Annotated in this window: 15 protein-coding genes; 10 read left to right on the plus strand and 5 right to left on the minus strand. The window is 43.1% G+C overall.

The window, feature by feature from the left end; all coding sequences use genetic code 11:
* Window positions 1–4 precede the first annotated feature (4 nt).
* The 6 genes from GJU40_RS04855 (at window position 5) to GJU40_RS04880 (ending at window position 6,749) form a co-directional block, all read left to right on the plus strand.
* Window positions 5–1,132, plus strand: coding sequence for a YheC/YheD family endospore coat-associated protein (locus GJU40_RS04855; RefSeq protein WP_154306626.1), 1,128 nt, complete (start codon window positions 5–7; stop codon window positions 1,130–1,132).
* On the plus strand, window positions 1,095–2,462 hold the full coding sequence (locus GJU40_RS04860; protein ID WP_170289330.1) for a YheC/YheD family endospore coat-associated protein: 1,368 nt from the start codon (window positions 1,095–1,097) through the stop codon (window positions 2,460–2,462). Before GJU40_RS04855 ends, GJU40_RS04860 begins: the two co-directional genes overlap by 38 nt.
* Window positions 2,459–3,511 carry a YheC/YheD family endospore coat-associated protein gene (locus GJU40_RS04865; protein WP_154306628.1) on the plus strand — a complete coding sequence of 351 codons (1,053 nt, stop codon included), beginning with the start codon at window positions 2,459–2,461 and terminating at the stop codon, window positions 3,509–3,511. Before GJU40_RS04860 ends, GJU40_RS04865 begins: the two co-directional genes overlap by 4 nt.
* An 88-nt stretch (window positions 3,512–3,599) precedes the next feature.
* Window positions 3,600–3,809 carry a YheE family protein gene (locus GJU40_RS04870; protein ID WP_154306629.1) on the plus strand — a complete coding sequence of 70 codons (210 nt, stop codon included), beginning with the start codon at window positions 3,600–3,602 and terminating at the stop codon, window positions 3,807–3,809.
* 787 nt (window positions 3,810–4,596) lie between these two features.
* Window positions 4,597–5,502 (plus strand): helix-turn-helix domain-containing protein, encoded by a 906-nt coding sequence (locus tag GJU40_RS04875; RefSeq protein ID WP_170289331.1) that lies wholly within the window; start codon window positions 4,597–4,599, stop codon window positions 5,500–5,502.
* Window positions 5,503–5,636: 134 nt separating this feature from the next.
* Window positions 5,637–6,749, plus strand: coding sequence for an ABC transporter ATP-binding protein (locus GJU40_RS04880; protein ID WP_154306631.1), 1,113 nt, complete (start codon window positions 5,637–5,639; stop codon window positions 6,747–6,749).
* Window positions 6,750–6,803: 54 nt separating this feature from the next.
* Here GJU40_RS04880 and GJU40_RS04885 read toward each other — a convergent pair whose 3' ends face one another.
* The gene (locus GJU40_RS04885; protein WP_425481197.1) at window positions 6,804–7,058 is read right to left on the minus strand and encodes a hypothetical protein; all 255 of its coding nucleotides are present in this window, start codon (window positions 7,056–7,058) and stop codon (window positions 6,804–6,806) included.
* A 254-nt stretch (window positions 7,059–7,312) separates the two neighbouring features.
* On the opposite strand from GJU40_RS04885, the gene GJU40_RS04890 reads away from it, so the two are divergent.
* The 3 genes from GJU40_RS04890 (at window position 7,313) to GJU40_RS04900 (ending at window position 9,212) form a co-directional block, all read left to right on the plus strand.
* A complete protein-coding gene (locus GJU40_RS04890; protein ID WP_154306632.1) occupies window positions 7,313–7,531 on the plus strand; it encodes an alpha/beta-type small acid-soluble spore protein in 219 nt (72 codons plus the stop codon).
* Between the two features lie 244 nt (window positions 7,532–7,775).
* Window positions 7,776–7,934: a hypothetical protein gene (locus GJU40_RS04895; RefSeq protein ID WP_154306633.1), complete on the plus strand. Its 159-nt coding sequence runs from the start codon at window positions 7,776–7,778 to the stop codon at window positions 7,932–7,934.
* Between the two features lie 93 nt (window positions 7,935–8,027).
* Entirely contained in the window at window positions 8,028–9,212 is a 1,185-nt protein-coding gene (locus tag GJU40_RS04900) for a DHH family phosphoesterase (RefSeq protein WP_154306705.1), read from the plus strand.
* Window position 9,213: 1 nt separating this feature from the next.
* Here the strand turns inward: GJU40_RS04900 and GJU40_RS04905 are convergent, their stop codons facing one another.
* The gene (locus GJU40_RS04905) at window positions 9,214–9,447 is read right to left on the minus strand and encodes a YozQ family protein (protein ID WP_154306634.1); all 234 of its coding nucleotides are present in this window, start codon (window positions 9,445–9,447) and stop codon (window positions 9,214–9,216) included.
* Window positions 9,448–9,595: 148 nt separating this feature from the next.
* On the opposite strand from GJU40_RS04905, the gene GJU40_RS04910 reads away from it, so the two are divergent.
* Window positions 9,596–9,772, plus strand: a complete 177-nt coding sequence (locus GJU40_RS04910; RefSeq protein ID WP_154306635.1) for a hypothetical protein — start codon at window positions 9,596–9,598, stop codon at window positions 9,770–9,772.
* Between the two features lie 254 nt (window positions 9,773–10,026).
* Here GJU40_RS04910 and GJU40_RS04915 read toward each other — a convergent pair whose 3' ends face one another.
* From GJU40_RS04915 to GJU40_RS04925, 3 genes are read right to left on the minus strand one after another with little or no spacing between them, the layout of a single operon-like run.
* The gene (locus GJU40_RS04915; RefSeq protein ID WP_154306636.1) at window positions 10,027–10,764 is read right to left on the minus strand and encodes an amino acid ABC transporter ATP-binding protein; all 738 of its coding nucleotides are present in this window, start codon (window positions 10,762–10,764) and stop codon (window positions 10,027–10,029) included.
* A gap of 15 nt (window positions 10,765–10,779) precedes the next feature.
* Window positions 10,780–11,481 carry an amino acid ABC transporter permease gene (locus tag GJU40_RS04920; protein ID WP_154306706.1) on the minus strand — a complete coding sequence of 234 codons (702 nt, stop codon included), beginning with the start codon at window positions 11,479–11,481 and terminating at the stop codon, window positions 10,780–10,782.
* Window positions 11,468–12,325, minus strand: coding sequence for an amino acid ABC transporter substrate-binding protein (locus GJU40_RS04925; RefSeq protein WP_154306637.1), 858 nt, complete (start codon window positions 12,323–12,325; stop codon window positions 11,468–11,470). Before GJU40_RS04925 ends, GJU40_RS04920 begins: the two co-directional genes overlap by 14 nt.
* Window positions 12,326–12,332 lie beyond the last annotated feature (7 nt).

Consider the following 12,332-nt stretch of genomic DNA (forward strand, 5'->3'; position numbering starts at 1 on the left):
AAGAATGAAGATAGTGCTGGGTTTTATGACGGTTCATCCTGACCATGAAAGAATTCATGCGGCTGAGATTGCAAAAAGAGCAAACAGTCATGGAGTAAAACTGGTACGATTCTGTCCTGAGGGCATCCAGCCCGACAGCCACCTTGTAAATGGAGAAGAATATAATGCAGAGGAGGCGGTTTGGACTTCTTCCTCTTTCCCCATTCCGCCTTATATTTATGACCGGTGTTTCTACAAGCGGGATAGCTGCTCGAAAAAAGCAAAGCCCATTGTGGAATGGCTGAAAAATAAGCCGGGTATCACTTTTCTTGGTAAGGGGCTGCCCAATAAATTTGAAGTATACAGCAGTTTGAAGCAGGATAGAGATCTTGCTCCCTATCTTCCTTACACTGCAGAGGTAAAAAGAAGCAGCGACGTGACTCCTTTTTTATTAAAAGAACGAAGCTGCCTCCTCAAACCCCAGCATGGTTCCCGGGGACAAGGCGTGATGGCTGTATCGCTGGACCGAAAAAGTATTTCTGTTTCGTATCATGCCGGCAAAGAAAAAAAGGTGAAATCATTCAGAAGCCTTGAGGAATTTGAAAAGTGGCTGTCCGCCATTCTTTCTTCCTCCAGCTCCCCCTATCTTCTCCAGCCCCTGCTGAACCTCAGTGACAGGAGAGGATATCCTTTTGACGTAAGAATTCTTCTTCAAAAAGACGGAACAGGCGGGTGGGTACAGCGCGGAATCAGCGTAAGAAGAGGCTATCAGCATTCATATCTTTCCAATCTTTATGCGGGAGGAGAACCTGTCTCCTATCAAGAGTGGATCTCCTCCTACTCTGCCAACCAGCGTTATTTGATTGAAGATGATTTGAAGACGATTCTTCAGTCTTTAACAAAGACACTGGATGAAAAACATTCCCCATTGTTTGAAGCAGGGATTGATATAGGCATTGCTGCCAATCAATCCATGTGGATACTGGACATTAATTCCAAACCGGGAAGAAAAGCAATCCTTGAAACACTTCCCGATATGGCAGAGGATCTTTACCATGCACCAGCTATCTATTGCAAGTATCTCTTTTCGACAAAGCAAGGAGCTGAAGATAATAATGAAACACTTCTTATACAAAGTGATTCTGACAGATAATCCTTCCCCCCATTTATCACTGCCGCTGGAAGCTTCAATGGAGGGAGCAGGCAAGGCGGCTTTTGGAACAATTGAGGCTCCCTGCACAGTAGCCTTTCATGATCAGCCGCAGGATGCAATGAAAATGTCAAAAGGGCTTGCAGAGCTGCTTCACTTTTTTCCTGTGCAGAAAACAAACATCCTGCTGCACGAAGGGACCATCCATCTTGGACCCCTGTTCGGCATCTTTACTGCAGGTTTTACTGATTCCATTTTAAGGCCGGCAGGTGAACGTTCCTTGTTTTTTGCGAAGCTCCTGTCAATTGATTCCGCTGCAGGCATGCCGTCCTTTTTATTTGGGGCACATCATATCAACTGGGAAAAGGGCATTGTCAACGGCTTTATTTATGGCAAGGATGGCTGGGAACAAAGACACCTGCCGCTGCCAAGCGTTGTTTACGACAGGCTGCCAAACCGCAGACTTGAAAACCATCGGGCCCTCAAGCTGGTCAAAGCACGGTTAACAAAGGAATATGCCATCCCCTGGTACAATCCCGGCTTTTTTAATAAATGGGAAATACATCAGCTGCTGATAAAAGACAGCACCGCACGCAGATACCTCCCGGAAACAATTTTGCACCCTTCCCTTTCGCAGCTGGAACAGCTGTTGAGTGATTATAGAAGTGTGTATCTGAAGCCTGTAAACGGATCATTGGGCAACGGCATTTTTCAGCTTATGTATTCCAGAGAAGATGCTATGTATTATTCGCGGCACAGAGATCCTGACAGCGGGGAAAACAAGCTTCGCAAATATCCTGCTCTGGAGCATTTTTTCAAGCACTCCTTTCAGGGAAAGCATCTTGAAAATTATCTTGCACAGCAGGGAATCAAACTGGAAAAGTTTCAGCAATGCCCGATTGATTTTAGAGTGCATACGAATAAAGACAGAACCAATGAGTGGAAGGTGACAGCAATTGCCGCAAAAATCTCAGGAAGGGGCAGTGCAACGACCCACCTGAATAATGGAGGCATCGTAAAAACCTTAGAAGAGCTCTACAGCGAACCAAAAGACAGGCTGCTTGCCCTGGATGAATTAACATCTGCCGCCATCTGTCTCAGCCGATCGATTGATGGATCTATAGACGGAATGATCGGTGAGATCGGCTTTGATCTCGGCATTGATAACAATGGCAGGGTATGGATGTTTGAAGCAAACTCCAAGCCCGGCAGATCAATTTTTGATCATCCGAAGCTGAAAACTGCTGATATAAATGCGCGCAGACACACAGTCGATTACGCGCTTTACCTTGCTGAAAGAGCGATTAAAAACCCTGAGGACCTTCCTCTATGAAGACAAAGGAGGATTTCTGTACAGTCGGGATATTAGTTGGCACAGCTAGAAAATCTGCTTCTTTCAGAGCAGATTCTTCGTTTTTAAAAGGGCTGATGTCTGCCATTTCACGCGAAGGAGTGATTCCCTTTGTTTTCACAGCGAAGGATATGTCAGAACAGTATATCGCCGGTTACATTTATTCTTTTTCTGCCAAAGAGTGGATTAAAAAGAAAATGCCCTACCCTTCTGTCGTATTCAACCGTGTTCCCACTGTCCTGGAAGAACAATCTCCGGAAATTAAGAGAAGTTTGCAGCTATTGGAGGAAAAATCCACACTCTTATTGAATCCCTCCTTTTTTGATAAATGGGATGTGTATCAGCTGCTGTCACAAAATAACGAGCTGAGTCCTTTTCTTCCGGAAACCAAGGCACTTGATGACTTTGGCAGCTTTTTAGCATTTTTAAATGAAAAACGCAGCTTATATATTAAGAGAACTGCCGGAAGCCAGGGGGAAGGAATTATGAAAGTCTCCGTAAAGCCTGAGGGCGTATTCCGGCTTTCAACGATTGAAGAAGATGCCACTGTTCCCTCTCCTGAAGCCCTATGGGGGAAAATGAAAATTGTGACAGAAGAGCAGCCCTATATCATGCAGGAGGAAATTCAATCGGACACCATTGGAAATGTAAAATTTGATTTCCGGATTTCTGCCGTATTTGATCCCCATACAAACATCTATACAATAGCTGGAATAGGGGTGCGCAAAGCTTCAGCTGAAGGCATCACAACACATGTGCCAAGAGGGGGAGAAGCCGCGCCGCTTTCTGAAGCCAATATCAAGCAGGAAGACACCATTTTAAACTGGCTGGCTGATGAAGCTGGCAGCACCCTCAGTGATGCTTATGGACAGCTTGCAGAATTTTCAATGGATGTCTGCCGCAGTCCTGAGGGAACCCTGCATCTGCTGGAGGTAAACTCCAAGCCTATGAAGTTTGACGAAGCCCATATTCAGAACAGAAGAAACAGGCTTCTCGCCAAGTTGTTTAAACACTTCGCCTCACCTCTATAATAAATCCAGAAATTTCTCAAAGGACTTTTTCTTTTTATGGTGTATTAATTACATAACAGGAAGAGATTTTGAGAAAGGGCGTGAGCATATGATCACTCATTTCCAATGGAGGCCGCTGTTTAAGCAGTCAACACTGCCGGGATGGAGAATTTCCTTTCATTTCAACGGTTCCCGCTATGAGGGAATTTATCACAAAAACGGCCAGATTGAATGGGGTACCGTTATGCCCCCGTCAGAACAGGAAGATGTGATTGCATCCCAGATCCACGAATTGATGCTTTTTCATGTATATGACTGATAGAAGCCTGTATTTATTTCCGGCTTCAGACAAAAGGTAGTGAGAATCCTTCTCGCTGCCTTTATTTTTTTAGGAAAGGTGGGGAAAAAGCTGATTTCCGCTCCGGGTGCTTGCTTACTGAGGTGCGGGCGGCGAGCACCTCGCCGCTGATGCTCCTGTTGGGTCTGACCCCTCCCCCTAATCCCCCAGGAGTCAAACACGCTCCGCTCCAATCAGCAGTTATATGCTTAGTACTTTGACTCAAATTGACTTAAAGTTAAGATCAAGCACCTTGCAGAGTCCAAGTTGCCAATTTCTTTAAATTTATGACACGAAAAAGGAATGATCTTGTGGTACTTATTGATCAACCGCTACCACTTCAATTTGTTAGCGTTCAAACTGATTTATTGTCATCATGGTTGGTCAGGTTACCACTAGATACATAAGATTGTTTTAGTGTATGAAGTTGACTGCAACGGAGGGTGGCGACTTCTGCAGGAAAAGCAGGATAGTCGAGACCTGGACTGAGCGCAGCCAGAGAAGCGGCTCTACCCCGGCCGGGAAATTCTATCTATATTTTTGAACAAAATAGATCTCAGACAAACTCGAATCCTGGAGTTAGATTTATTTCCGGCATCTTTTTTTGATTGTTTTCAGTCACATCTAATAAACTCTAAGTGACAGTGTCTGCTCAGCCTATTACCTGTGACTTTCATAGGGGCAGTTTCTTTCTGTATAATGGGGATATGGCAGCTTGTCTCAAACTTTTATTTCCTCTTATTCAAGAATGCTAAAGGAGTACACACTCATGATTGAAAAACTCAGAAAGAATTATAAAGATGATTTTACAACAAATATTGCTGCTCCCCATGATGCGTTCATCTATTTTACAAGTGATGCAGGAGAGGTTTTCGGAATTAGAAGAACCAGACTTTCTTCTGCAGAGCTGAACTTGCTGACCTCACTGTTCGAGGAACAGACATGGAGCAGCGAGCCGCTGATTACGATGGGAACAAGAGAACAGGAGTGGCACAGCTATTTATTGGAAGGAGGAGAACTTCCGTCTTTCAATTCAGATACTGTGCGGTTTTATTATTATCAGACAAAGCAGCCGGCAGAGGATATCTACCTGGTGGAAGAAGCTATTAAAGCCACCCTCCTGCATGCCCTGATCATCTGGAAAAATCCTTGCTCTGCCATCATCATTGAAGAGCACCCAGAGCCGGTTTTTGACCACAGCACATTGATTCAGCTAATTGAAACCATTACCTCTGATTTTTACATAGAACCGGCTATCCAGGCGGGACAGCTGCATAAGTATGATCCCTCGCTGCACTTTAAAGTGAAAAGCGAGACAGAGATTTTCAGAAAAACCGTGCCTGTTCTTCAGCAAAAAAGGCTGCTGACATTTTATGAGGCTCTTCCCGTCTATGCCTTTATTGAACCACTTCAGCTTAACAAGAAGCACTTTTTTTCAGAGCTGGTTTCCGAAAGCTTGAACGATCAGGAGCTGATCACATCCATTAAAGTGTATCTCGAAAGCAATCTGAATGTTTCCATGGCTGCAAAAAAGCTTTATATGCATCGAAACAGCCTGCAATACCGTATAGAAAAATTTATTGAAAAAACCGGCATTGATTTAAAGCACTATCCACAATCAGTCATTGCCTATCTGTTCATTCATTATATTCCCGGCCATAATCCGGAGAATTAAGGTGAAACAGTGCAAAGTGTACACGGTGCACGAAAGCCCTTACATTTTTTTGTGCATCTTGTACATTTACAGTATCTGCCCAGTTCCTTTACACTTAAGTCAAGAAAGCAAGCATATATTAGGGGGAACTCAACATGGCAGAATTAGTACTCGATCATATTTTTAAAATTTACGATAAAAATGTTACAGCTGTAAGCGATTTCAACCTTCATATCCAAGATAAAGAATTCATCGTTTTCGTTGGTCCTTCAGGCTGCGGTAAATCTACAACTCTTCGTATGATTGCCGGTCTTGAAGAAATTTCAAAAGGTGAATTCTCCATAGATGGAAAGCGTATGAACGATGTGGCGCCAAAAGATCGTGACATCGCGATGGTGTTCCAGAACTACGCACTTTACCCGCACATGAACGTGTATGATAATATGGCATTCGGCCTTAAACTTCGTAAATTTTCTAAAGAGGAAATTGAAAAACGCGTGAAAGAAGCTGCACGTATACTTGGTCTTGAACAATATTTAGACCGTAAACCAAAAGCTCTTTCCGGAGGTCAGCGTCAGCGTGTTGCTTTGGGGCGTGCTATTGTACGTGATGCAAAAGTATTCCTTATGGATGAGCCGCTCTCCAACCTTGATGCAAAGCTGCGTGTATCAATGCGTGCTGAAATTTCAAAACTTCATCACCGCCTTGGCACAACGACCATCTATGTAACGCATGACCAAACAGAAGCCATGACAATGGCAACCCGCCTGGTTGTTATGAAAGATGGCCTTATCCAGCAGGTTGGTTCTCCTAAAGAAGTATATGAAAGACCTGAAAACGTATTTGTAGGCGGCTTTATCGGTTCTCCTGCAATGAACTTCCTGACTGGAAAATTGACAGACGGAAAATTCCAAATCGGTAAATTTGCTGTTCAAGTACCTGAAGGCAAAATGAAATTCCTTAGAGAGCAAGGCTATGTAAATAAAGACATCATCATGGGAATCCGTCCGGAAGATGTACATGATGAGCCAGTATTCATTGAGTCTTCTCAAGGATCCAAGCTTGATGCAAAAATTGATGTTGCCGAACTGATGGGTGCAGAAACAATGCTTTACTCCCAGGTTGACGGACAAGAATTTATTGCTCGTGTTGACTCCCGCACTGACGTAAACCCTGGCCAGATCCTTCCTTTGGCACTCGACATGAACAAGGTGCACTTCTTTGATAAAGATACTGAGGAAAGAGTCCGCCCATCACTCGAAAAATAAAACAATAAAAAAACGGCACTTCCCGCGCATTTGGGAGTGCCGTTTTTTCGGTATTTAATCATGGGCGGCAAGTATATGTTCATGACCGCAGCGGGAACAATACAAAAGATGCAGGCACTGATGTTTTTCCAGGGAATTCGGCATTCCATCAAATAGCTTCATCACATCAATATCCATATAAGCACTGTAATCATCAAAATAATCCGTAAAACGGCCCTTATCTTCCATCATGGAACTGCAGTTGGGACATTGGCTGATTTCCTCAGAAAAACCGTTGCAAAGAGGGCAGACTGTCATACTATCACTCACTCCTCCTGTATCATCGCTTTTATCATTCTCACATCCCCTTAGAATATGTACACACCCTTCTTCCAACCAGAAAAAATTACCAATTTTCAGCTGGAATAGATGTTTTGTTTTTAAGCATAATACTAGTAACAACCAAGCAGCACCTTACATCACTGGGTTACGCCAGGCTTGGCAATAGGTCATTCCGACCTAGCTGCTGGTTCAATTCCAGCTAGCCCAACCAAAAAAAATTCATTATGAGGAGTTGACAAAACATGGCTCAGAACTCAACTGGAAGCAATTCTTCAAACCAATTATTAGTACCTGGTGCAGCTCAAGCTATCGAACAAATGAAGTATGAAATCGCTTCTGAATTCGGTGTAAACCTTGGTGCTGAAACTACTGCACGCGCTAACGGATCTGTTGGCGGAGAAATCACGAAACGTCTGGTATCTCTTGCTCAGCAATCTATGAGCGGCTATAACCAAAGATAACAATTTTATAATATTGCCGGGAGATACTCCTCGAGAGTATCTCCTTTTTATGTCTGTCATAGTGTAAGCTTTAACGAAAACACATCTCATTCATGCTAAGGATCCGCCTCTCCTCTTCCGATATCAGCCTATGCAGGGAGAAAAACTCCCAACTAAGTACCGTGAATTTCACAAAAATGATTACATCTATGAAAAAGCGGGTATAGGTAGAGAACCATGAAAGAATCAAAAAGGATGAGTAACAATGAATAATGGAGATTTCGTTTATTATAATAAAAAAATGTATCGGATTGTGTATGTATATCGAAATGGAGAATGTGAACTTCTGCCGGCTGATCAGTCTTCTCTTGAGCTTTTACTGGTTCCGCAGGATCTTCTTTCAAAAGCCGAAATACAATCTTAGTAAAAAACAGCTGCCGAGACAGCTGTTTTTTTATTGGAAAAAGGATAGAATAAGACCTGAGACTCCATAACTAACAAAAAAGGAGTGAACATGTTGTACAGATTGCTTACCCACAATGATTTGGACGGTGTCGGCTGCGGCATCTTAGCTAAATGCGCTTTTAAAGATGATGTTACCATCCGTTATAACTCTATATCAGGCTTAAACCGGGAAGTAGAGTGGTTTCTTGAGCATGGAGACAAAGAAGAACAGCTGTTTATTACAGACTTATCTGTAAATGAAGAGAATGAAAGCAGACTTAATCTGTTTACTGAAGAAGGAGGCAGTGTCAATCTCATTGATCACCACAAAACGTCCCTCCATCTTAACGAGCATTCCTGGGGAAATGTCACAGTAAAATACCCTGACGAGAGACTCACTTCTGCTACCTCCCTTTTTTATGATTATTTAACAGAGGAAGAACTTCTTCAGCCTTCTTCAGCCATAAAAGAATTTGTTGAGCTGGTCAGGCAGTATGACACTTGGGAATGGGAGAAGAATGAAAATAGAGCAGCCAAACGGCTGAACGACTTATTCTATTTAATCTCCATTGATGAATTTGAAGAAAAGATGGTCAGCAGATTATCTTCAGAAGAATCCTTTTTCTTTGATGACTTTGAGGAAAAAATATTAGAAATGGAAGAGAAAAAGATAGAGCGGTATCTCCGCCGCAAAAAACGTGAAATTGTACAGACCCAAATTGGCGGACATGTTGCCGGAGTTGTCTATGCAGAGTCCTACCATTCGGAGCTCGGAAACGAACTTGGGAAAGTGCACCCTCACCTGGATTACATAGCAATACTAAATATCGGCGGCAGAAGAATGGGATTCAGGACCATTCATGATTCCGTAGATGTGTCTGAAGTTGCAGGACAATTTGGCGGCGGCGGACATGCCAAAGCATCTGGAAGCTCCCTTACAGCTGAGGCCTATCAGTACTTTGTCGAAAAAACCTTTCATTTGCAGGCAATCAAAGAAGATCCGCAGCACAATTCATATAATTTGAAGGAAACTTCTAAAGGAGTGCTCTATGTAGATGAGACAGGTCATTCCTACTTTATATACGAGGTGCAGGAGAATCAATGGAAGGTCTTGAAAAATCACCATGACTTCAAGGAGTTTCAATCCTTCTCCGATGCAGAAAGAAGTCTAAAACGGGAACACAGAGCGTGGCTTGCAAAGGATGAACAATTCGTAGACTATCTGCTTCATGAATTTTTGCATGGAAAAAGACACTGAATTACTCAGTGTCTTTTTTAGTAACCCCTTCAAATCCTTCACGGGGGATATCGATTGTTTCTCCGTTATCTCTTTCCATCTTACCTTCTATTGTACCTTCATAATAATCATCTGTTACCTGCTCATGTGTTTTGGCAAGACCTGCAGAAAGCTCATCATCCCTTTGATAATCATCTGTTTCAAAATATCGGTCTGCAAGCTTTGTTGTATCAGGCTGATTCTGCTTTTTCTCCATGCTTACCCCATCCTTTCAGTAATTGCTGTACATAAATGATATACCCGTTTTATTCGCCGGCCACTCATTTCAGCCCCCAATTTTCATCATACTTTTGATATTCCAGGGGAAAACTACCGACGAATACACTGTGAATGGAGGGCTTATCATGGTTAATCAAGATTTTGATAAATTTAAAAAAGTACAGGAAGAACATAAGGCAAAGTATGTTAGCGGAAAATATGGTTCGCAAACTGGAGAGGCACTCAATCATAACCCTGAAAATAATCAGAGCGAGCCGGAAGATTCTCCTGGAGCTGAAGGAAGAACCCTTAACTTGAAATAAAGAATGCAGCTCTGTTAGTAGCAAAGCCTTACAAGTTCCCATATATAATCGTAAGAAGGTGCTAAGGAGCTGGGAGAAGATGCTTACTACTGCGGAGCTGCACTTGATCTTGTTTGTAGGGGGGTCCATCTTGAAGGATCAGTACCTATATGACCCCCTCGTTTTTCAGTCTCTTTTCAAAAAGGTAATCAACTAGTGAGGCTCTCATTTCATTCAAAAAGCCGCAGTTTCTACACTGCGGCTTAAAAACAGGCTTATTCCCCAATCAGACGGAGAAACCGCCTGGTTCTTTCTTCTTTCGGATTTTTAAAAATATCCTCAGGTTTCCCTTTTTCCACAATAGCACCATTGTCCATAAAAATAACCTCATCGGCAGCTTCCCGTGCAAAGCGCATTTCATGGGTCACAACCACCATTGTCATTCCTTCGGCAGCCAAATCCTTCATCACTTTTAACACTTCGCCGACCAATTCAGGATCAAGGGCTGAGGTTGGCTCATCAAACAGCATCACCTTTGGTTCCATGGCAAGAGCTCTTGCTATTCCAACACGCTGCTGCTGACCGCCTGATAACTGAAAAGGATATTCGTTCACTTTTTCCCCAAGTCCCACTTTTTGCAGAAGAACTTTTGCCTTTCGCTGTGCTTCTTCCTTCCCCACGCCTTTCACAACAATCGGACCTTCTGTTACATTGTCTAATGCAGTTTTATGCGGAAACAAGTTGTAGCTTTGAAACACCATCCCGGTGAGACGGCGAAATTCACTGATTTGCTTTCCGGATACTTTTTCGGAAAGATCAATTGCAGTTGAATCCAGGGAAATTCTTCCCTCTGAAGGCAGCTCTAAAGCGTTCAAGCATCTGAGAAAAGTTGTTTTTCCAGAGCCGGAAGGCCCGATCACAACTACCACTTTTCCCTGCTCAATTTGCAGATCTATCCCTTTGAGAACTTCCAGTTCTCCAAAATTCTTATGCAAGCCCTGAATTGATATCATATATGAAACTCCCTTTTACCTTGAGACATACCTGTCAAATTTTCCTTCCAGCCGCTGCTGAATCAGAGAAAGCAGAAAACAGATGACCCAGTATAACAGTGCGGCTTCAGTATATAGGAGCAGGAACTCATAAGTCCGTGCAGCAACTTGCTGGGCGACCCTGAACATTTCTGTTACCAGAATAAGCGAAGCCAGCGATGTATCTTTCACAAGGCTGATAAATGTATTGGATAATGGCGGTACAGAAACACGGGCGGCCTGAGGAAGGATAATTCTCCGAAGCGCCTGAACATAATTCATACCCACAGAATAACCAGCTTCCCACTGCCCCTTTGGAATAGAAAGGATGGCTGCCCGTATCACTTCCGATGCGTAGGCGCCCACATTCAACGAAAAACCTATCACTGCGGCAGGAAAAGGATCAATACTGATATTAAGGGTGGGCAGCCCGTAAAATATAATAAACAGCTGAACAAGCAAAGGAGTACCTCGAATGATGGAAACATAAATTCTCGCGATCCACTGAAGAAAAGACATTTTTGAAATTCGGGCAAGTGCTGTCAGAACAGCCAGCGCCAGTCCCAAGACAAAGGAAATCAGTGTCAGAGGGATGGTATTATACAAAGCTCCCTTCACCATAGGGAGAAGGGAACTTTGTGCAATCTGGACAAGCCGGTCAAAACGCTCCGGGTCCATCATCAAATTATTCAGATACATCTTCGCCAAACCACTTTTCAGAAATAGATGCGTACGTTCCATCTTCTTTCATTTCCGCTAGTGCCTTATTTACCTCTTCCACTAATTTTCCGCTTCCCTTACGGAACATAAGTCCAGATTCAGAAGCATCTTCACTTTCAGCAACAATTTGGATCGGAGCATTCGGCTTTTGATTTAAGTAATCCAGCACAGACAATTTATCATTGATTGTCGTATCAACGCGGCCCTGAACAAGCAATTCAATTGCCTGATTAAACCCTTCAACTCCAACCAGTTCTGCACCAAGCTCCTCTGCCATAGTTCCGTAGTTGCTTGTTAGTGACTGTGCAGACTGCTTGCCGTCAATATCTTCAAAATTTTGAATTTCAGTGTTGTCTTTGTTGGTCACCAGCACAGCAGCAGAGCTGATGTAAGCATCTGAAAAATCATATTTTTCAATACGATCTTCACGAATACCAACCTGATTGGCAATCATATCAAAACGCTTGGAATCCAATCCTGCAAACATAGCATCCCACTGAGTTTCAGAAAACTCAGCCTCAACGCCTAAACGCTTTGCAACCTCTTTTGCAATCTCCACATCAAACCCTGTCAGCTTGCCGCTCTCATCATGAAATGTAAATGGAGGGTATGTCCCTTCTGTGCCGACACGCAGCACCCCGTCATTTTTCACCTGATTGTATAATGCCTCATCATTATTTCCTGCAGTATTCTCTTCCGAAGCATTCTCTTCTGCAGTATTCTCCTGCTGATTCTCCTGCTCAGCACCATTGTTATTCGTGCCGCATGCTGCCAAAGCAAACATGAAAAAAGCGGTAAGAGCAATGAGTAAGTACTTTTTCATCTTAAAA

This window comes from Metabacillus lacus (assembly GCF_009674805.1).
Lineage (GTDB): Bacteria > Bacillota > Bacilli > Bacillales > Bacillaceae > Metabacillus_C > Metabacillus_C lacus.